The sequence below is a fragment of the Oxalobacteraceae bacterium OTU3CAMAD1 genome (genome assembly GCA_024123915.1).
Taxonomy (GTDB): domain Bacteria; phylum Pseudomonadota; class Gammaproteobacteria; order Burkholderiales; family Burkholderiaceae_D; genus Rugamonas.
In genome coordinates this window covers 3,024,469-3,044,825 of record CP099650.1, presented here as the reverse complement: position 1 = coordinate 3,044,825, position 20,357 = coordinate 3,024,469, and the positions used below count along the sequence as shown (strand labels likewise).

Annotated in this window: 21 protein-coding genes; 10 read left to right on the top strand and 11 right to left on the bottom strand. The window is 64.3% G+C overall.

The genetic code is table 11. The features are described 5' to 3' along the window. The first annotated feature begins 5 nt into the window (after positions 1-5). Positions 6-950 carry a PDR/VanB family oxidoreductase gene (locus tag NHH88_13180; GenBank protein ID USX16671.1) on the top strand — a complete coding sequence of 315 codons (945 nt, stop codon included), beginning with the start codon at positions 6-8 and terminating at the stop codon, positions 948-950. 92 nt (positions 951-1,042) lie between these two features. Further along, positions 1,043-1,504, top strand: coding sequence for a cache domain-containing protein (locus NHH88_13175; protein USX16670.1), 462 nt, complete (start codon positions 1,043-1,045; stop codon positions 1,502-1,504). A gap of 100 nt (positions 1,505-1,604) precedes the next feature. On the opposite strand, the gene NHH88_13170 is transcribed toward NHH88_13175, so the two are convergent. From NHH88_13170 to NHH88_13140, 7 genes are all read right to left on the bottom strand, one after another. Then, positions 1,605-2,306 carry an ABC transporter ATP-binding protein gene (locus NHH88_13170; GenBank protein USX16669.1) on the bottom strand — a complete coding sequence of 234 codons (702 nt, stop codon included), beginning with the start codon at positions 2,304-2,306 and terminating at the stop codon, positions 1,605-1,607. Further along, positions 2,299-3,057, bottom strand: a complete 759-nt coding sequence (locus NHH88_13165) for an ABC transporter ATP-binding protein (protein USX16668.1) — start codon at positions 3,055-3,057, stop codon at positions 2,299-2,301. Before NHH88_13165 ends, NHH88_13170 begins: the two co-directional genes overlap by 8 nt. Continuing rightward, positions 3,054-4,046, bottom strand: coding sequence for a branched-chain amino acid ABC transporter permease (locus NHH88_13160; protein USX17338.1), 993 nt, complete (start codon positions 4,044-4,046; stop codon positions 3,054-3,056). Before NHH88_13160 ends, NHH88_13165 begins: the two co-directional genes overlap by 4 nt. A 44-nt stretch (positions 4,047-4,090) precedes the next feature. After that, a complete protein-coding gene (locus tag NHH88_13155) occupies positions 4,091-4,957 on the bottom strand; it encodes a branched-chain amino acid ABC transporter permease (protein USX16667.1) in 867 nt (288 codons plus the stop codon). A 97-nt stretch (positions 4,958-5,054) separates the two neighbouring features. Then, positions 5,055-6,257: a 3-oxoadipyl-CoA thiolase gene (gene pcaF / locus NHH88_13150; protein ID USX16666.1), complete on the bottom strand. Its 1,203-nt coding sequence runs from the start codon at positions 6,255-6,257 to the stop codon at positions 5,055-5,057. Positions 6,258-6,272: 15 nt separating this feature from the next. Further along, positions 6,273-6,935: a CoA transferase subunit B gene (locus NHH88_13145; GenBank protein USX17337.1), complete on the bottom strand. Its 663-nt coding sequence runs from the start codon at positions 6,933-6,935 to the stop codon at positions 6,273-6,275. 5 nt (positions 6,936-6,940) lie between these two features. Next, on the bottom strand, positions 6,941-7,606 hold the full coding sequence (locus tag NHH88_13140; protein ID USX16665.1) for a 3-oxoacid CoA-transferase subunit A: 666 nt from the start codon (positions 7,604-7,606) through the stop codon (positions 6,941-6,943). A gap of 174 nt (positions 7,607-7,780) precedes the next feature. Here NHH88_13140 and NHH88_13135 point away from each other — a divergent pair, with 174 nt between their 5' ends. After that, the gene (locus NHH88_13135) at positions 7,781-8,620 is read left to right on the top strand and encodes a helix-turn-helix domain-containing protein (GenBank protein ID USX16664.1); all 840 of its coding nucleotides are present in this window, start codon (positions 7,781-7,783) and stop codon (positions 8,618-8,620) included. Positions 8,621-8,818: 198 nt separating this feature from the next. On the opposite strand, the gene NHH88_13130 is transcribed toward NHH88_13135, so the two are convergent. Beyond that, on the bottom strand, positions 8,819-9,910 hold the full coding sequence (locus NHH88_13130) for a porin (GenBank protein USX16663.1): 1,092 nt from the start codon (positions 9,908-9,910) through the stop codon (positions 8,819-8,821). Between the two features lie 205 nt (positions 9,911-10,115). Here NHH88_13130 and NHH88_13125 point away from each other — a divergent pair, with 205 nt between their 5' ends. After that, the gene (locus NHH88_13125; GenBank protein ID USX16662.1) at positions 10,116-11,300 is read left to right on the top strand and encodes an ABC transporter substrate-binding protein; all 1,185 of its coding nucleotides are present in this window, start codon (positions 10,116-10,118) and stop codon (positions 11,298-11,300) included. A gap of 124 nt (positions 11,301-11,424) precedes the next feature. On the opposite strand, the gene NHH88_13120 is transcribed toward NHH88_13125, so the two are convergent. Then, positions 11,425-12,333 carry a CopD family protein gene (locus tag NHH88_13120; protein USX16661.1) on the bottom strand — a complete coding sequence of 303 codons (909 nt, stop codon included), beginning with the start codon at positions 12,331-12,333 and terminating at the stop codon, positions 11,425-11,427. Position 12,334: 1 nt separating this feature from the next. Further along, positions 12,335-12,706 (bottom strand): copper resistance protein CopC, encoded by a 372-nt coding sequence (locus NHH88_13115; protein ID USX16660.1) that lies wholly within the window; start codon positions 12,704-12,706, stop codon positions 12,335-12,337. Positions 12,707-12,972: 266 nt separating this feature from the next. Here NHH88_13115 and NHH88_13110 point away from each other — a divergent pair, with 266 nt between their 5' ends. The 6 genes from NHH88_13110 (at position 12,973) to NHH88_13085 (ending at position 18,935) form a co-directional block, all read left to right on the top strand. Beyond that, positions 12,973-13,833 (top strand): GNAT family N-acetyltransferase, encoded by an 861-nt coding sequence (locus NHH88_13110; protein ID USX16659.1) that lies wholly within the window; start codon positions 12,973-12,975, stop codon positions 13,831-13,833. Between the two features lie 139 nt (positions 13,834-13,972). Further along, positions 13,973-15,352, top strand: coding sequence for an aspartate aminotransferase family protein (locus NHH88_13105; GenBank protein ID USX16658.1), 1,380 nt, complete (start codon positions 13,973-13,975; stop codon positions 15,350-15,352). A gap of 84 nt (positions 15,353-15,436) precedes the next feature. Continuing rightward, positions 15,437-15,934: an Lrp/AsnC ligand binding domain-containing protein gene (locus NHH88_13100; GenBank protein ID USX16657.1), complete on the top strand. Its 498-nt coding sequence runs from the start codon at positions 15,437-15,439 to the stop codon at positions 15,932-15,934. 142 nt (positions 15,935-16,076) lie between these two features. Further along, on the top strand, positions 16,077-17,576 hold the full coding sequence (locus NHH88_13095) for an NAD-dependent succinate-semialdehyde dehydrogenase (GenBank protein ID USX16656.1): 1,500 nt from the start codon (positions 16,077-16,079) through the stop codon (positions 17,574-17,576). Further along, positions 17,573-18,532: a M14 family metallopeptidase gene (locus tag NHH88_13090; GenBank protein ID USX16655.1), complete on the top strand. Its 960-nt coding sequence runs from the start codon at positions 17,573-17,575 to the stop codon at positions 18,530-18,532. Before NHH88_13095 ends, NHH88_13090 begins: the two co-directional genes overlap by 4 nt. Positions 18,533-18,551: 19 nt before the next feature. Then, on the top strand, positions 18,552-18,935 hold the full coding sequence (locus NHH88_13085; GenBank protein ID USX16654.1) for a cupin domain-containing protein: 384 nt from the start codon (positions 18,552-18,554) through the stop codon (positions 18,933-18,935). A 2-nt stretch (positions 18,936-18,937) separates the two neighbouring features. On the opposite strand, the gene NHH88_13080 is transcribed toward NHH88_13085, so the two are convergent. Further along, positions 18,938-20,158: a heparan-alpha-glucosaminide N-acetyltransferase domain-containing protein gene (locus NHH88_13080; GenBank protein ID USX16653.1), complete on the bottom strand. Its 1,221-nt coding sequence runs from the start codon at positions 20,156-20,158 to the stop codon at positions 18,938-18,940. Positions 20,159-20,357 lie beyond the last annotated feature (199 nt).

Sequence of the window (20,357 nt, the reverse complement as noted above, 5' to 3'; positions counted from 1 at the left end):
CAAGGATGGAAGCGATCATCACTTCGATCGAGGACTGCGGGGACGTCCGCATCTTCGAACTGCGCGCCGCCGACGCCTCAATGCTCCCGCGATACGAAGCTGGGGCACATATCGACGTCACCCTTGGCAATGGCATGACACGGCAATACTCGCTATGCTGCCGCCAGCCCTCAAGCGACAGCTACCGAATTGCAGTCAGGCGCGATCCGAACTCGCGCGGCGGCTCCGAGTGGTTGCATCAGCAGGCTGCCGAAGGCCGTACGCTAACGCTAGGCCAGCCGCGCAATGCCTTCTCGCTGCGGCCTTCGACAGGCATGCACCTGCTGTTCGCCGGCGGCATCGGCATCACGCCACTGCTGTCGATGGCTTACGCGTTGCAGCGCGCCGGCCGGCCTTTCCAGCTGGCGTACTTCGTTCGCGGCGAAGAAGCGATTGCCTTCATGGATGAATTGGAGAACGGCCCACTGGCCGCCCACGTCGTCGTGGTCGCGGGCCTGACGCCACAGGACAACGCGGCCCGAATGGAGGCCATGATGCGGGCCGCACCTGTATCGGAAACCACAGTCTACACATGCGGTCCCGCCCCGTTCATGGACGCAGTCATCGCTTTGGGCGCGGCGCGCTTCGGGGCCAATTCGGTACACAAGGAATCGTTCGGCGCTCCATCGCCGGCTGCGGGAGAGGCGCCTTTCACCTTGCGGCTGGTGCGCTCCGGGCGCGACGTAGACGTCCGCGCCGGTAGCAGTGCGCTCGCGTGCCTGCACGATGCCGGCATCGCGATCGACTGCTCGTGCGAAGTCGGCGTCTGCGGCACCTGCCGCACCGTTGTACTGGACGGCCGGCCCGAACATCTCGACTCGGTGTTGAGCGACGCGGAAAAGCAGGCCAATGCCTGCTTCATGCCGTGCGTTTCGCGATCGCTTACGCCAGTGTTGTATCTCGACCTCTAATCGCATTTCCTCCTGTCAAGCAAACACCTGTTGCGCTAACATGGTTTGTACCGGAACACCGGAAAACAATCCATAACAAGACAGGAGACAACATGAAATCATCCACCCTCGTCCCTTCGCTGGCGGTCATCATGCTGGCCGCCGCGCTGCCGGCGTTCGCGCAGAACGCATCCAAGGCGGAAGTGATCGCACTGGTCGACAAGGCCGTCGCCAACATCGAGAAAAAGGGCGCGGAAGAAGCCTGCAAGGACTTTGCCGATCCCAAGGGAGGCTACATCCAGGGCGAGTTGTACGTCTTCGTCCAGGACGAGAAAATGAAGATGACCTGCCACGCCGCCAATCCGAAAATGAACGGCAAGGACATGTCGGAACTGAAGGACGCCAACGGCAAGCGCTTCACCAAGGATATGCTCGACGTCGCGATGTCGAACAAACCAGGTTGGGTCGATTACACCTGGGTCAATCCGGTGACCAAGGCCCTGGAACCAAAGACCTCCTACATCCGACTGGCGGCCGGCAAGTACACCGTCGGCGTCGGCATCTACAAGAAATAAGAATAACCCGCAAGGCCGACCGGGGTCGGACCCATGCGGGTCCGACCCCTAAGAGGTGACGCAAGCGCATAGGTGAAAGCACACAGGGTGCCTTCTCGCTTTAGGCCACCGACACCAGCTTATCGAGCTTGTCGCCGTCGGCCAGCAGGCTGGCGCTGTCCGAGTCATGAACGATGCGGCCGCGATCGAGCACGATGGCGCGCTTGGTCAGCGACAGCGCCAGACGCGCATGCTGCTCCACCACGATCACTGACATGCCCTCCTCCTCCACCAGCTTGCGGATCACCCGCACCAGCTCCTGCACGATGATCGGCGCCAGGCCCTCCATCGGCTCGTCCAGCAGCAGGATGCGCGGATTGGTCATCAGCGCGCGCGCGATCGCCACCATCTGTTGCTCGCCGCCGGACAACTGGTTGCCCATGTTGGTGCGGCGCTCGAACAGGCGCGGGAAGATCTGATACACCTTCTGCAAATTCCACGGACCCGGACGGGCGACCACGGTCAAGTGCTCCTCCACCGTCAGCGACGGGAACATATGGCGTTCCTGCGGCACCCAGCCCAGGCCCGAGCGCGAGCGCTTGTGCGTCGGCATGCGCGCGATGTCGTTGCCGTCCCAGCGGATGCCGCCGCCGTGCAGCCGAGTCAATCCCATCAACGTCACCAGCAGGCTGGTTTTGCCCACGCCATTGCGGCCCAACAGCGCCAGGCTGTCGCCTTCATTCATCGTAAAAGACACATCTTCCAGCACGATAGACTCGCCGTAGCCGGCGGTGACTTTATCGAGCGCCAGTAACTCACGCATGTTCGGCCTCCCCCAGATACACTTCCTTCACTCGCGGGTCCGCCGCGATTTCCTCCGGCGTGCCCTCGGTCAGCACCTTCCCGCCCACCATGACCGTGATGCGGTCGGCGAAGCGGAACACCAGCCCCATATCGTGTTCGATGAAGAGCACCGTCACATCGCGCGGCAGTTGCGTCAGCACTTCGAACAGCTCCTTGCTTTCGGCCGAAGGGATGCCGGCCGCAGGTTCGTCCAGCAGCAGGATGCGCGGCTTGGTCGCCAGCGCAAGCGCTATCTCCACCAGCCGCTGTTTGCCGTAGGCCATGCTGCGGGTGATGCTGTTGGCCTGGTCGGTCAGTTTCAAGGTGGCCAGCAGCTCCATCGCCTCGTCGATGACGTCCGAATGGTTTTCCACCGTCTTGTACCAAACCGACTGCAAGCCGCGACGCTCGCTGATGGCCAGCGCCACCGATTCCAGCACCGTCATCCCCGCGAACAGGGTGTTGAGCTGGAAGGTGCGCGTCATGCCGCGATGTACCCGCTCGTGCTGCGGCAGATTGGTGATGTCTTCGCCGCCCAGATAAACCTTGCCGCTGCTGGGCATGAAGCCGCCGGTCAGCAGATTGATGAAGGTGGTTTTGCCGGCGCCGTTAGGGCCGATGAGCGCGTGGCGCGCGCCCGGCTCGAAGGTCAACGTCACATCGCTGTTGGCGACGAATCCGCCCCAGCGCTTGCTCAGGCCTTCGGTGCGCAGTGTGGTGTCCTGGCTCATGCCTGCTCCTTACGGGATGGTTTGAAACGCTGGGCGATCTTCTCCAGGCCACCCAGGATGCCGCCGCGCGCGAACAGCACGATGAGCACCAGCAGCAGGCCGATATAGAACTGCCAGTAGGCCGGATTCAGGCCGGCGATATAGTCCTGCGCCACCATGAACACGGCGGCGCCGATCAGCGCGCCGTAAAGGCGCCCGGTCCCGCCCAGCACCAGCATGATCAGCAGTTCGGCCGAGCGCGGGAAGCCCAGCGCATCGAGTCCGACAAACTGCGTCGTCTGCGCCAGCAGCGCGCCGGCCACGCCGGCGATGGCAGCGGCGGCGGTGAAGATGGCGATCAGGCGGCGATTGACGTTGACGCCCAGCGAAGGCATGCGGCGCACGCCTTCACGGATGCCGATCAGGCTCAAACCGAACGGTGACTTGACCACGCGGCGGAGCACCACGAACAGAATGAACAGCACAGCAAAGCTGTACCAGAAGGCCACCGTTCCGTTCAAATCGAATTCGAACACACCGAACAGCTTACCGACCATCATGCCGGACAGGCCATCGACGCCGCCGGTGATAAAGGACGCCTTGTTGGCCGCTTCGTGCAGCATCAGGCAGATGCCCATGGTGACCATCAACCGCGTCAAATCCTGGCCGCGCACGACGAGGAACGATGTGACGAAGCCGAACACGCCCGCCACCACCGCGCCGGCCAGCAGGCCGCTCAGCGGCTCGCCCCAGCCATGCACCGCCAGCAAACCGGCGGTGTAGGCGCCCAGGCCGAAGAAGGCTGCATGTCCCAGCGAGACGATGCCGGCGTAGCCCAGGATCAGATCCAGCGACAGCGCGAACAAGCCGATGATCATGATCTGGCTGATCAGCACCAGATAGCCGGGGAAGAAGAAGTACGCGGCCACCGGCATCAGCCAGAAGACGATTTCCAGCGGCTTCCAGCGGTCGTTCGGCAGGTTCAGTTGGCGTTTCTGTAGTGGCGTCATGACGGTCTTTGCGATGGGAGCAGTTGCGGTTTCGGTAAAGGCGTTCATGCTTTCCTCCGCACCAGGCCAGCGGGGAAGACGATCAACAGCACCACCATCAGCGCGTAGATGACGAAGGCGCCGATTTCAGGCACATAGTATTTGCCGGCGACGTCGAACACGCCCAGTATCAGCGCTGCCAGCAACGGCCCCTTGATGGTGCCGGCGCCGCCCACCGCCACGACGAGCAGGAAGTAGACCATGTATTTGATCGGGAAGGTCGGATCGAGGCCCAGCACGTCGATGCCAAGGCCGCCACCCAGGCCGGCCAGGCCGGAACCCAGCGCGAAGGTCAGGCTGAACACCAGGCTGACGTTGATGCCAAGGCCCGCCGACGCGGTTTGATTGTCGACCGAAGCGCGGATCTGCGCGCCGAAGCGGGTGCGCTCGATCAGCAGTCCAAGCGCGATGGTGATCAATACCACGATACCGATCAGGAACAGCCTGTAGGCGCCCACATCGAGGCCAAACAGCGATACCTGTCCATGCAGCCAGGCCGGCAAGGTGACCGGCTGCTGCGTTGGTCCGAAGAAGAAGGTGGCAGCGGCCACGGACATGAAGGTCAGGCCGATGGAGAACAGCACCTGATCGAGGTGACTGGCCTTGTACAGGCGGCGATACAGCGTCCGCTCCAGCACCAGCCCCACCACGGCGGAGGCGATGAACGCCAGCGGCAGCGACGCCAGGAACGGCACGCCAAGGCGTGACAGCAGCATCACGCTGACATACCCGCCCAGCATGGCGAACGCGCCGTGGGCCAGGTTAATAAAGTTCATCATCCCCATCGTGACCGACAGGCCGACGCTGATGAGGAAAAGGAGGCTGCCATAGGCGATGCCGTCAAACAGCACGCCGGCGAGATTTCCTAGCATGGCTGCCTCCGGCGATACGCAAGGCGCTCATTGACGCCGTTTTTTTGCTTGTTCATTTTGTCTCCTGCACTTGGAATTACATTAAATCACAGCGGCTTTACACCCTTTCGATGATCATCGCGATGCCCTGCCCCACGCCGATGCACATGGTGCACAGCGCGTAGCGGCCGCCGCTGCGATGGAGCTGATAGGTGGCGGTGGTGACCAGGCGCGCGCCGCTCATGCCCAGCGGATGGCCCAGGGCGATCGCGCCACCGTTGGGGTTCACACGCGGATCGTCGGCATTCAAACCCAGTTCGCGCAGCACGGCCAGGCCTTGTGCGGCGAATGCTTCGTTCAATTCGATCAGGTCCATCTGTTCCAGGGTCAGCCCGGTCTGGCGCAGCAGCTTTTGCACCGCCGGTACCGGGCCGATGCCCATCACGCGTGGCGCCACGCCGGCGGTGGCCATGCCGACGATGCGCGCGAGCGGCTTGAGGCCGTGCTTTTGCATGGCGTCGCCACTGGCGATCAACAGCGCGCAGGCGCCGTCGTTGATGCCGGAGGCGTTACCGGCGGTGACGCTGCCTTCGGGACGCACCACGCCTTTCAGCTTGGCCAGCGCTTCCATGGTCGTCGCGCGCGGATGCTCGTCCTGCGCGAAGACGACAGGGTCCCCTTTCTTCTGCGGGATCGACACCGGCACGATCTCGCGCTCGAAAACGCCAGCGGCGATCGCGGTCGCGGCCCGCTCCTGGCTCGCCAACGCGAACGCATCCTGGTCCAAGCGGCTGACGCTGAAATCCTGGGCGACGTTTTCCGCCGTCTCCGGCATCGTGTCGGTGCCGTAGGCTTCCTTTATCTTCTTGTTGACGAAGCGCCAGCCCATCGTCGTATCCTGCAGCGAGGCGCTGCGCGAGAAAGCCGAATCGGCCTTGCCCATTACGAAAGGCGCGCGCGTCATCGATTCGACGCCGCCGGCGATCATCAGGCAGGCGTCGCCGGCCTGGATCGCGCGCGCGGCCGTGCCCACGGCATCCATGCCGGAGCCGCAAAGACGGTTCAAGGTGGTGCCGGGCACCTGCTCCGGCAGCCCGGCCAGCAGCGCCGACATGCGCGCGACGTTGCGGTTATCCTCGCCCGCCTGGTTGGCGCAGCCGTAGATCACGTCGTCCACCTGGTCCCACTGCACGCCTGGATTGCGCTTCATCAGTTCGCGCAGCGGCACCGCGCCCAGGTCGTCGGCACGCACGTCCTTCAGCGCGCCGCCGTAACGGCCGATCGGGGTGCGGATCGCGTCGCAGATATATGCTTCGTTCATTTTTCGATCCTCGTATTAAATTCTGTTGTTGGCGATGGCTGGCGGCAGCAGCTTGGTGCCGGTGGCGGCCTGCAACTCTTCAAAGGTCAATCCGGGCGCCATCTCGCGCACCGCCAGACCGTCGGGCGTCACATCCAGCACGGCCATGTCAGTATAGATGCGGTTGACGCAGGCGACGCCCGTCAGCGGATAGGTGCACTGGTCGACGATCTTGCTCTCGCCGGTCTTGGTCAGATGGTCCATCATCACGAACACCTGCTTGGCGCCGATCGCCAGATCCATCGCACCGCCGACGGCCGGTATCGCATCCGGCGCGCCGGTATGCCAGTTGGCCAGGTCGCCGTGCTCGGACACCTGGAAGGCGCCCAGCACGCAGACGTCCAGATGGCCGCCACGCATCATCGCGAAAGAATCGCCATGGTGAAAGTAGGCTCCCCCTGTCAGCAGGGTGACCGGCTGCTTGCCGGCGTTGATCAGGTCTTCATCCTCTTCGCCCGGCGCGGGCGCTGGTCCCATGCCCAGCAGGCCGTTCTCGCTGTGCAGGAATACCTCGCGCTCGGACGGCAGGTAATTGGCGACCTTGGTCGGCAAGCCGATGCCCAGGTTGACGTAGGCGCCTTCGGGAATGTCCTGCGCCACGCGGGCCGCGATCTGGTCGCGGCTATATCGGTTATTAATGTTACTCACGCCGCCTCCTGCACCACGCGTTGAACGAAGATACCCGGCGTGACGATCACTTCGGGATCGAGTTCGCCCAGCGGCACCACCTTGCGCACCTGCGCGATCGCCACCTTGGCCGCCATCGCCATGATCGGGCCGAAGTTGCGCGCGGTCTTGCGGTAGACCAGATTACCCCAACGATCGCCCTGCAGCGCCTTGATCAGCGCGAAGTCGGCGTGGATCGGCGACTCCAGCACGTAATGGCGGCCGTCGATCAGGCGCGTCTCCTTGCCCTCGGCCAGCAGCGTGCCGTAGCCGGTCGGCGTGAAGAAGCCACCGATGCCGGCGCCGGCGGCGCGGATGCGCTCCGCCAGATTCCCCTGCGGCGTCAATTCCAGCTCGATCTCGCCGGCGCGGTACAACGCGTCGAAGTGCTGGGAGTCGGCCTGGCGCGGGAACGAGCAGATGATCTTGCGCACCCGTTTGGCCTTGAGCAGCGCGGCCAGTCCGGTTTCACCATTGCCGGCGTTGTTGTTGACGATGGTGAGTTCGCGCGCGCCCTGCGCGATCAGCGCGTCGATCAGCGCCGATGGCATGCCCGCGTTGCCGAAGCCGCCGATCATGACGGTCGCGCCGTCGTGGATGTCGGCCACCGCGCGCTCCAGTGATTCAAAAGTTTTATCGATCATATCTTTGCCTTGATGATTCGTCGCCTGCTTGTCGTTTTACTTATGTGTTTTATTTTTCGTCTTGTGCGATAATCGAACTAATGATTGATTACCGCACAGCCAGTGTAGAACTTGCGCATGCCGTGGTCAAGAAAAAACGCCAATTAAATCCACCGTCTGCATTAAAATCACGCCATGTCAAAAGCCACCACCACCGAAACCCGCGCCGCCGAAGCGGATGATGAGCGCGAACCGACCATCGCCGAGCAGATCGACGCGATGACCGATCCCAGTTTCATGACTTCCCTCGCCCGCGGCCTGGCCGTGGTGCAGGCCTTCAGCGATTCGCGCAAGCCGCAGACCATCGCCAACATCAGCCAGAAAACCGGCATCCCGCGCGCGGCGGTACGCCGCTGCCTGCACACGCTGCGCGAACTGGGTTATGTGGACGCCGAGCTGAATAATTTTTCGCTGCGTCCCAAGGTGCTCACGCTTGGCTACTCCTACCTGTCGTCGACGCCGTTGACGGTGTCGGCCCAGCCCTACCTGAACGACATCAGCCGCACGCTCAATGAATCGAGTTCGATGGCGGTGTTGGAGGACGGCGAGGTGCTGTACGTCGCGCGTGCGTCCACCTCGCGGGTGATGTCGGTGGCGCTCAACACGGGCAGCCGTTTGCCGGCCTATTGCACCTCGCTGGGCCGCGTGATGCTCGCGCATCTGCCGCCCGCTGAGCTGGAGCAGTATCTGGCCAAGACCAAGCTGCGTGCGATGACCGAGAACACGGTCGTCAACCAGAAGCGCCTGCGCGAAATCCTGGCCGACGTACGGCGGGACGGCTATGCGATCAACGACGAGGAGCTGGAACTGGGCCTGCGTTCGATCGCGGTACCGGTGCGCGGCGCCTCCGGCCAGGTGCTGGCGGCGCTGAACGTGGGCGCGCAAGCGGCCCGGGTCAGCGTCAAGCAGCTGGAGAAGGAGTTCCTGCCGGTGCTGCTGCGCGGTGCGCAGGAGTTGGCGATTCTGCTGCCGTAATTTGTCCGGAAGCCGGTGGTGACGCCGGCATGGCGGATTACGCTGCGCTAATCCGCCCTACGTGTCTCCGCGATTGATCGCCCGCCGCGTGCCACATTACGGGCCTTCACGATTGAATAGCGGCCAACGCATACCACGGTTCCACGTAGGGCGGATTAGGCGGAACGCCGTAATCCGCCACGAGCCGCCAATGCCGCGTCAGAAGCTGTGACGTAAGCCGCCCATCACACCATTCTGCGTCTTGCCCACGCCAACGGTGCCGCCGGCATCCAGCGCGATCGCCGACAAACCGCTGTTTTTCATGCGGCCGATGCCGCCATACACGGCGGTCCGCTTCGAGAAGTAGTAAGTCAAGCGCGCCACCAGCATGGTCGCATCCGCGCTGCTGTTCTTCACGTCGCGCTTGGCCACCTGCGCATCCAGCGTGGTCAATGGCGTGACCGGATAGCTCGCCCCCAGGAAGTACAGATCCGACTCCGTCAGCCCCGTCACCGCGCGCGTGGTGCGATCCACCACGCCGGCGCCGATCTTGCCCTCGCCGACCTTGAAGTAGCCGTTGACGGTGATGCGCTTGTCGCTGTTGTCGCTGCTCGTCAGGCCGGCGGCAGCACCGGTGTTCCCGTACAGGATGTCGTACGACGCATTCAGGCCGTAAGCAGGTAACTCGTAGCCGAACAACGCGGTGACCTGGCGGCAGGCCTTCGAATTGCCCGCGACCTCGCCGGCGCAGCCGGTGGCCGCTGGACCGCCGGCGGCCGACGTATCGCGCCCGGTGCTATAGGTGGCGCCCACCACGAAGTTATTGAAGTTGCCCAGGTATCCAATGGCGTTGTCGCTGCGCGCGTTCGGCAGATACGGATCGATACTGCCGATCGCGAACAGGTTCGGACCCATCACGTCGGCCTTCTGGCCGGCGATGTAAGTCATGTTGATCTGGCGTCCCAGGGTCACGGTGCCGAAGGCGCCTTTCAACCCCACCGATGCCTGGCGGCCGAACAGGCGGTTGCCCTGCTGGCTGGTGCCGGTATCGAGCGCCAGGCCCGATTCCAGCGTGAAGACCACCTGCAGCCCGCCGCCCAGATCCTCGACGCCGCGGAAGCCGATGCGCGACGGGAAGGAGCCCGTCAGCGAAGGCATCTTGGTCACGGAATCGCCGGCGGCATTGACGTTGGTTACGTGAACCAGGCCGGTGTCGAGCAGGCCATACACGGTCACGTTGGATTGCGCCATCGCTGCGGATGCGCCCATGCCTGCCAGAAGCGCCACGGCGCAACGGATACTGTTTTTCATTACTGTCTCCTGTTATTTTATTGGATGTGCGATTATCGAACAATAGGTTGTTAATCGCACATAAATTGGATACTATGATTGTGGCGGGACGTTGTCAAGAAAGAGAACGGGTGCGATGACTCCACAAAACGACACTAAAATGGTCGCGACATGGCGCTTCGCATCGCCCCACATAGACAAAAACAGAACCAGACAGGAGACCGGCATGACGATGAAAAAATTTGTAAATATTGCGACACTTGCGACAGTTGCGGCCATCACCCTGGCCGCCGTGCCGCTGGCGCGCGCGCAGGACACCATCAAGGTCGGCGTGATCGCCGCGTTCTCCGGCCCCTTCGCCGACTACGGCAAGCAAATGGAAGGCGGCATCAAAGCCTACATGGCGCAGAACGGCGCCACGGTCGCCGGCAAGAAGATCGAGATCATCGTCAAGGACACCACCGGCCCGTCGCCGGAAATCGCCAAGCGCCTGGCGCAGGAGCTGGTGGTGCGCGACAAGGTCGACTTCCTGGCCGGCTTCGGCCTGACGCCGGAGGCGTTGGCGGTGGCGCCGATCGCCGAACAGGCCAAGAAGCCGATGATCATCATGAACGCGGCCACGTCGATCATCACCACCAAATCCAACTACATCGCCCGCTTTTCCATGACGCTGCCGCAAGTCTCGGCGCCGATGGCAACGTGGGCGGTGAAGAACAATATCAAGAAGGTCGTCACCCTGGTGGCGGACTACGGTCCCGGCATCGATGCCGAGGCCGCGTTCAAGAATGAACTGGTCAAGGGCGGCGGGACGGTCACCGAATCGATCCGCGTCCCGCTGCGCAATCCGGAGTTCGCACCCTACATACAGCGCATCAAGGACGCCAAGCCGGATGCGGTGTTCATCTTCGTGCCAGCCGGCGAGCAAAGCATCGCCTTCATGAAGGGCTATCGCGAACGCGGCCTGGCCGAAGCGGGCATCAAGGTCATCGCCACCGGCGATCTGACCGACGATCACGTGCTGCCGGCGATGGGCGATTCCACCTTGGGCGTGATCACCACCTTCCACTATTCGGCCGCGCACAAGTCGCCGGAGAACGCCGCCTTCCTGAAGAGTTTTGCGGCCACCAACCCGAATGGCGGCCGCCCGAACTTCATGGCCGTGGCGGCGTATGACGGCATGGCCGCGATCTATGAAGTGGTCCGCAAGCTGAATGGCAAAATCGACGGCGACAAGGCGATGGAGGTCCTCAAGACCATCAAGCTCAATAGCCCGCGCGGCCCGATCTCGATCGATCCGCAAACCCGCGATATCGTGCAGACGGTCTATGTGCGCAAAGTCGAAAAGATCGGCAATGAGGTCTACAACGTGGAGTTCGACCAGTTCGCCAATCAGAAGGACCCGGGTAAATAAAGCAGCGCCGGTAAAGCAAGATACCATCTGAACCACGTAGGGCGGATTAGGCGGAACGCCGTAATCGGCCATCCATGAGCCACTGGCGGCGCATGCATGGCCGATTACGCTCCGCTAATCCGCCCTACGTGCTCCCCGGCGGCGGCATGGCCGCGAGTATCACTGCAGCCAACATAGCGCCGGCGAGCAGCACTGATTCTATTTGCAGCAGGCCGGTAATACGCGTCATGGCCCCCGTCCGTCCGGCAGCCGCACCGGGGAAGCCGATGAATTTATTGTAGCCACCCGCCGCGACGGCCAGCGCCACCAGCAGCAGCTTGACCGCCAGCGTTGTCTCGTAAGCGCCCGTTCCCACCTGCGCCCACGTGCCGAACACCCGCCACGCGTTGTAGACACCACTGGCCGCGATGCCAGCCAGCGCGAACGTCGCCGCATCGGACAATAGTTCGAGATAGCGCGCCGGTGCGCTCGATTTCGATGATGCCAGCGGCAATACCAGCCAGCCCGCCACCGCCACCGCCCCCACCCACACGCAGATCAGCAGCAGATGCAGCCACTCGACCAACACGCCGGCGCTGAACAAGCCGTGTTCCGCCGCATGGCTGTTGCCCGCACGGCTGAAGGCGAAACCGCCCAATAGAACAAGCGAGATCCAGTCGCGTCCCGCCAGCCGCCGGCCGAACCAATATAGCGCGATGACCAGCAACAGACAGATGCCGCCCGCCGCGCCGATACGGCCATAGGCGCTGCGCGACAGCAGCATCGAGAACGCATCCGCCGCCTCGCCCAGCGGCACGTCGGCCATCGCGGCGGCGGCGGCCCACAAAGCGGCGCAGCTGGCCAGCAGTCCCACAAATGCCGCGATGGGCATCGATTTATCCAGCGACGCGCGCGCCTTCTGCGCCCATGCCTGTTCGCCGGCCTGGCCGCCAGCGCGCAGCCAGCGGCCCGCCAATACCGCCGCCAGCATCCATGCCAGGGCGAGATTGAGCAGCAGCGCGCCGGCCGTCTGCAGTGTCGCCGTGGCGGTCAACTCACTTCACCGAAAAATTGTACTGGCCGTTGCGGCGATGGCCGTCCGGGCCGACCGCCACCCAGCGCACGATGTAGCCGCCGGATTTGAGCGCGGGCAGATCGAGCTTCAACAGCCGCTTGTTGGCCGCGTCGACCGCCGCCTTGCCGATATCCGGAACAGCCTTGCCGGTCGCATCCTGCAGAACTATGGAGCTGAACGCCGGCTCCACGTCCTCATTGAAGGTCAGCGTGATCGCGCCGGGTGCCTTGTCCAGCTGCGCGTTGGCGGCGGGCTCCGACAGCTGCATGGTGGCGTGCGCCATGGCCAGCGGACTTGCCAGCGTGGCGGCGCCCAGGACGACGCTCAAAACCACGGATTGGAGACGGTGCATGATGATTCCTTTTCAATGAAGATGGGGTAGACATGACGTTCACTTTACAAGCTTCCCCCATAGGAAGGTCAAGCCTTTTCTGGCCGCGAAATCACACTCGACAGGAATGCAAAAAAACGCCGCCCCATTCGGTAGTTTGTGCCGAAACAGCGGCCCGCGCCGCGACTTCCTAGCGTTCTTCTCGCGGTGCTGGCGCGGCCCGCGCGGCCTGGGTTAGCATGGCTGCTCGCCGCCCCCGAATCAGCGGCATGTGAAAAGGAGTTACCGTGACAGACCAACTATCCGCGACGGCGGTCAGCTATCGCCGCATCACCGACAACGACGCCGAGGCGGCGCACCGCCTGTCGCTGTCGGTGCGCTGGCCGCACCGACTGGACGACTGGCGCTTCATGCTGCGCCTTGGCGCCGGCTTCGTCGCCGAGGACGGCGACGGCATCGTCGGCACCGCCATGTGCTGGAGCCACGGCACCGAGTTCGCATCGCTCGGCATGGTCATCGTCGACGCCGCGCGCCAGGGCCAGGGCATCGGCCGCAAGCTGATGTCGATGGTGATGAATGAACTGGGCAACCGCAACGTGCTGCTGCACGCGACCGAAGCGGGCAAACCGCTGTACGAAAAAATGGGATTCAGGCAGACCGGCGAAATCCACCAGCATCAGGGCACGGTGTTCAAATCGCCGCTGATGCCGCTGCAGCCGGGCGAGCGCATACGCCCACTCGGCTCGCGCGATGGCGCCCGCCTGGCCGCGCTGGGCGCGCGCGCCGCCGGCATGCCGCGCAATACCGTGCTGGCGGCGATGCAGGACGTCGCCGAAACCGTCGTCATCGACCGCTACGACGAAGTGATCGGCTGCGCCATGCTGCGCCGCTTCGGCCACGGTTACGCCATCGGCCCGGTGATCGCGCCCGATATCGACCGCGCCAAGGCCTTGATCAGCCATTGGACCGGCACCTACGGCGGCGCCTTCCTGCGCATCGACGTCACCGGCTGGAGCGGCCTGAGTCCCTGGCTGAACGAACTCGGTCTGGTGCAGGTCGACAGCGTGGTGGCGATGGTGCGCGGCGAGGCGCCGCTGTCCGACGCCGGCGTGCGGCAGTTCGCCGTCATCAGCCAGGCGCTCGCCTGACGGCCTGGCGACGGCGCGGCAGAAAATGCTGCGCCGGCAAAAAATACGCAACGAACGCGTGCCCGGCGGGGCCGGTTCCGCAAGCACCCGCTGACACAACGGTCCTAACATGGAGTCATACCACCACATGGATTTCATCATGACCGACACCTCCCTGGCCGACCTGGACCGCCAACACCTGATACACCCCGTCTCGAACTTCCGCGCACATGAAAAGCGCGGCCCGACCATCCTGGCCTCCGGCCGGGGCGCGTGGCTGCGCGACGACCAGGGACGCGAACTGCTGGACGCCTTCTCCGGCCTGTGGTGCGTTAACACCGGCTACGGCCAAGAGAGCATCGTCGCGGCGGCGACGGAGCAGATGCGGCGCCTGCCCTACGCCACCGGCTACTTCAGCTTCTCGTCCGAACCGGCCATCGAGCTGGCTGCGCGGCTGGTCGAACTGGCGCCGGCGTCGCTGCGGCATGTGTACTTCACCATGGGGGGATCGGACGCGATCGATGCCGCGCTGCGCTACATCAGCTACTACAACAACTCCAGGGGCCAGCCGCAACGCGACCAGTTCATCTCGCTGCAGCGCGGCTATCACGGCTCGTCCTCGATCGGCGCCGGCCTGACCGCGCTGCCCGTGTTCCACCGCCACTTCAATCTGCCGCAACCCAACCAGCACTACCTGCCGTCGCCTTACGCCTATCGCAGCCCGGTCGGCGACGATCCGCAGGCGCTGATCGCGGCCTCGGTCGCGGACCTGCGCGCCAAGGTCGCGGAACTGGGCGCGGACCGCGTCGCCGCCTTCTTCTGCGAGCCGATACAGGGCTCGGGCGGGGTGGTGGTGCCGCCCAAGGGCTGGCTCAAGGCGATGGCAGACGCCTGCCGCGAACTGGGCATCCTGTTCGTGGTCGACGAGGTGATCACCGGCTTTGGCCGCACCGGCCCCCTTTTCGCCTGCGCGGCGGAAGACGTCGAGCCGGACATGATGACACTGGCCAAAGGCCTGACCGCCGGCTACGCGCCGATGGGCGCCCTGATGATGTCGGACGCGATCTACCAGTCCATCGCCGACGGCGCCGGTCCCGACATCGTGGTCGGCCACGGCCAGACCTACTCCGCCCACCCGGTGAGCGCGGCCATCGGACTGGAGGTGATGCGCCTGTACCACGAGGGCGGACTGCTGGCCAACGGCGCGGCGCAAACACCGCTGTTCGAGGGCGGCCTGCGCGCACTGCTCGACCATCCGCTGGTGGGCGACGCCCGCAGCCGGGGGCTGCTCGGCGCGCTGGAACTGGTGGCCGACAAGGGCAGCAAACGCCAGTTCGACCCGGCGCTGCGCCTGCACGAGCGGATCACGGCGGCGGCCTATGAAAACCGTTTGATCTTCCGCGCCTTCGGCGACAACATCCTCGGCTTCGCGCCGGCGCTATGCTACACCGCCGACGAATTCGCGATCATGTTCGAGCGCCTCAAGAACACGCTGGACCAGGTGCTGGAACAGCCGGACGTGCGCCGGGCGATGGCCTGACGCCGGCCGCTGTTCCCGCTAAAACCATCATGCTACAATCAAGCCGGAAGCCACCCCAAGGCTGCCGGCCGAACAAGGGAGATCATGTTAGAAGGCGCGTTTAAACTGGATCGCATCGACATCCGCATCCTGTCCCACCTGCAGCAGAGTGGCCGGATTGCCAACGTTGATCTGGCCGATGCCGTCGGCCTGTCGCCCAGTCCTTGCCTGATCCGCGTCAAGCGGCTGGAAAAGGCCGGCTATGTCACAGGCTACGGCGCCCACATCGAGCTGGAAAAGATCGGCAACGTGCAGCTGGTGTTCACCCAGGTCACGCTGTCGGACCACCGCCGCGAGGACTTCACCAAGTTCGAGGCGGCCGTGCGCAAGATCGACGAGGTGGTCGAGTGCCACCTGGTCAGCGGCGGTTTCGACTACCTGCTGAAGTTCGTCACCACCGGCGTGGTGCACTACCAGACCATCATCGAAGGATTGCTCGACCAGCATATCGGCATCGAGAAATACTTCAGTTACATCGTCATCAAATCGCCGTTCACCAAGGGCTACTACCCTGTCGACAAGCTGTTCACGCAGAGCTCCTGACCGCCCGAAAGCGGCGCGGCATATTCTGCCGCCGCCGCGCGATATTCGCAATTTCCCCCGCTTCGCCCGGCCCTCAACGGCCCCCTCCTCCGGCGCTCCGCCGCTACCATGGTCCTCAGTCCACCACACCGAGTGCATATCCATGACCTATCCAAATTTAACGTTGACGCTGGAGCGGAGCGACCTGCTTTGCGAGGGTAACTACGTCGATGGCGCCTGGCGGCCCGGCCGCGCCGGTTCGCGTTACGCGGTCGTCAATCCGGCGGACGGCCTGGCCTTCGCCGAGGTGCCCGACAGCGATGAAGCCGACGCGCGCGACGCCGCCGACAGCGCGGCGCTAGCCTTCGAAGGCTGGCGTGCGCGCACCGCCCGCGAGCGCGCGGCGCTGCTCAAGCGCTGGCACGCCCTGATCCTGGCCAACAAGGAAGACCTGGCGCGCCTGATCTCGCGCGAACAGGGCAAACCGCTGGCCGAGGCGCGCGGCGAGGTGCTTTACGGCGCCTCCTACGTCGAATGGTTCGCCGAGGAAGCCGTTCGCGCATACGGCGACATCATCCCTGAGCCGGCGCGCGGCCGCAAACTGATGGTGGTCAAGGAGCCGGCAGGCGTCGTCGCCGCCATCACACCCTGGAACTTCCCGCTGGCGATGATCGCCCGCAAAATCGCCCCGGCGCTGGCCGCCGGCTGCACGGTGGTCGCCAAGCCGGCCGAGGATACGCCGTTGACGGCCCTCGCGCTGGTGGCCTTGGCGCACGAAGCGGGCATCCCGCCAGGCGTGCTGAATATCGTCACCGCCTCGCGCGAGCACACACCGGCCGTCGTCGGCACCTGGCTGCGGGACGCGCGCGTACGCAAGATCACCTTCACCGGTTCCACCGCCGTCGGCAAAAGCCTGGCGCGCGACTCGGCCGCCACGCTCAAGAAACTCTCGCTGGAACTGGGCGGCAACGCCCCCTTCATCGTCTTCGACGACGCCAATCTCGAAGATGCCGTCGACGGGCTGATGGTGGCCAAATTCCGCAACGGCGGCCAAACCTGCGTCAGCCCGAACCGGGTCTACGTGCAGGATGGCGTCTACGCGCGCTTCGCCGAGTTGCTGACGGCGCGCGTGTCGGCGCTGGTGGTCGGCCCCGCGTCCGATCCGGCCTCGCAAATCGGTCCGATGATCAACCGCCGCGCCCTCGACAAGATCGCGGCCCACGTCGCCGACGCCGTGGAGCGCGGGGCCGAAGTGCTGTGCGGCGGCCGCCAGCCTGCGGGCGTCGGCTCCCAGGCATCCACCTACTACGCGCCCACCGTGCTGGCCGGCGCCAGCCACGACATGCTGCTGGCGCACGAGGAGACCTTCGGTCCGGTGGTGGCGCTGTTCCGCTTCGCCACCGAGGACGAAGTGGTCGCCGCCGCCAACGACACGCCGTTCGGCCTGGCCGCGTACTTCTACGCGCGCGACGTCTCGCGCGTCTGGCGCGTGGCCGACCGCCTGGAGACGGGCATCGTCGGCATCAACGAAGGCGCGCTGGCGGCGGAATCGGCGCCGTTCGGCGGCGTCAAGGAATCCGGCTATGGCCGCGAGGGATCGCGCTATGGGCTCGACGACTACATGCACACCAAATATCTCTGTCTTGGAGGACTAAAGCAATGACCATGGAAACCTACCCGATCGAAATCGACTTCCCCGACCTCACGCCTTACGCGGAGGGCAATACCGGCGTCCCGTATGTCTACACCTACGACAGCGGCGCTCCTGGCCCGCACACGATGATCAACGCCCTCACCCACGGCAACGAGGTGTCCGGTGCGATCGCCGTCAAGGCACTGATCGACAGCGGCCTGCGTCCACGGCGCGGCCGGCTGGCGCTATCGTTCGCCAATATCGACGCCTATCTGCGCTTCGATCCGGAGCGGCCGGACGCCTCGCGCTTCGTCGACCAGGACCTGAACCGGGTCTGGATGCCGTCCACGCTCGACGACATGACGCTGGATTCGTCGGAGCTGCGCCGCGCCCGCGCCCTGCGCCCGCTGGTCGACCAGGTCGATTTTCTGCTGGACCTGCACTCGATGCACGAGCGTAGCGCGCCGCTGACGGTGAGCGGCCCGCTGCAAAAAGGCATAGACATGGCGATCAAGCTTGGGGTACCGGAACACATCATCAGCGACGAGGGTCATCCCGAGGGCCGCCGCATGCGCGACTACGGCCAGTTCGGCGATCCGGCCAAGCCGCACACCGCGCTGCTGGTGGAAAGCGGCCAGCATTGGGAGGCGGCCGGCGTCGACGTGGCACGCAACTGCTGCGCGCGATTCCTGCTTTTGTGCGGCAACCTGGACGCCACCGATATCCCGCCGGGCTGGCTCAAACCGCACCCGCCGTCGCAAAAGGTGATCCGCGTGACAGAACCGGTGGTCGCCAGCGGCACCGATTTCCGCTTCGCCGGCGCATACACCGGCCTGGAAACCTTCGCCGACGCCGGCACCATCATCGGCTGGGATGGCGGGACGCCCGTGCGCACACCCTATCCAAACTGCGTGCTGGTCATGCCGTCGCTGCGCCAGTTGCGCGCCGGTGTCACAGTGGTGCGCCTCGGCCAACTACTCGATTAACCCAAAAGGAGATTAAACCATGCAAAGCAATTCCGTTATCCGCTTCAGCGACATCGCGCCCGAGGTCACATCGCAGCATCCGGACGAGGCCAATCGCATCAAGGGCAATCCGCTGCGCATCGCCCGCGAATACTTCGCCAACGACACGCACGGCGTGCGCGCCGGCACCTGGGAAGCCGGCGAAGGCATCTACCGCATCGCGCTGGGCGCCGACAAGCACGAGCTGTTTCACATTCTGACCGGCCGCGTGATCATTTCGGAACCCGACGGCGGCAATCCGCGCCAGTTCCTGGCCGGCGACACTGGCGTCATCCCACCGGGGTTCAAGGGCATCTTCGAGATCGTCGAAGCGGCCAGTAAATTCTGGGTGGTCACGGAGCTGAAGGACTCCGCGACCGCCTGACATTAGAAGTAGCGCACCCAGGCCTGTTTGGAGGTGCGCTTGAAGTTTGCAAAGGCCTTACACGGCACGTACAACACCGGCATCAACGCAACTGCGACCACCCACACCGGCCACAGGGAATCGACGCCAAAACGGGTGCCGTGATTGGCGCCGAACATCATGACCAGCGCCTTCTGCATGTACAGCAACAGCAACAGATGGAACAGGTAATAGAACATCGGCGCGCCGCCGAAGGTCGCGAAAGCGCGGGTCAACCAATTATCGTGCGGTTCCAGCCACGCCAGCACCAGCATTCCGGTCCCTATCGTCATCAGCACGAAATCCAGCGACGGCGGATACTTGGTGAAGTTCAGGAAGGACATCAGTGTCTGGACCGCCGTCTCGCCTTGCACCCAGGGCAGCTCCTCGCCGTAGATATTAAACCCGCGCAGCACCAGCAACAGCAGCAAGGCGCCGCCGCCGATCAGACGCAGTAGCTGGCGGCGGCGCTCCGGCGCCATTGCCCGCGCATACAGCGGACCGGCCGCATAGCCCAGCAGGATCACGCCTATCCAGGGCAGCAGCGGATAAGTGACCTTGACCTTGACCGCGCCGTCGGCGACCAGGAAGCCGCGATGCAGCAGCAAGGTCCAGGCGTCGTAGGCGATGCTGCCCGGTTCAAAGCTGATCCAGGTCAGCGCGTTGTGGCCGGCCACGATCAGCGCGCCGACCGCGCCCAGCAACTTGAGCGGCAACTTGTGCACCAGCGCCAGGAAGATCATCGCCAGTCCGATCACCCAGATCACCTGCAGATACATCACCGGCTGCGGGAACTTGCCGACCCAGGCGAAATTGACCACCACCAGTTCCAGCACCATCAGCAGCAACCCGCGCTTGAACAGGAAGCCGGTGGCATCGCGCGGACCGGCTGCCGGATGCGCGTACAGCCATGCCGACAGGCCGGTCAGAAACACAAACATCGGCGCGCAAAAGTGCGCCACCGCGCGGGTGAAAAACAGGTCCGGCGGCATGCTGTCGACGGTCATCGGATCGCTGATCGGCACGTGCAGATAGATCGCTTCGCGCACATGGTCGAACAACATGATCAACATCACCAGGCCGCGCAGCACGTCGATCACGGCGATGCGCGACTTGACCAGTTGCGCCGCCGGGTCCAGGACTGCGGCCTGGGGCGGCTTGACCCGGTCCGGGTAGCCCGGTTTGAAAGTGCTGGTGTGGTCCATAGTCGATTCTCTGTAAGGTTGAAAAGAAGTCCGGCGGCCACCATCGCTCCGCCACCATGTCAATATTGTACGGAGCGGCTACGGGTTTTTCTGCTTTGTTATCCGCCGCCGATGACGTTTCGGCGCCTATGTAAGCCGCGCGACGGCATTTTCTACGGCCGGCAATCTATGCTGATCCGCCCATGGAAAACCGCCGCTT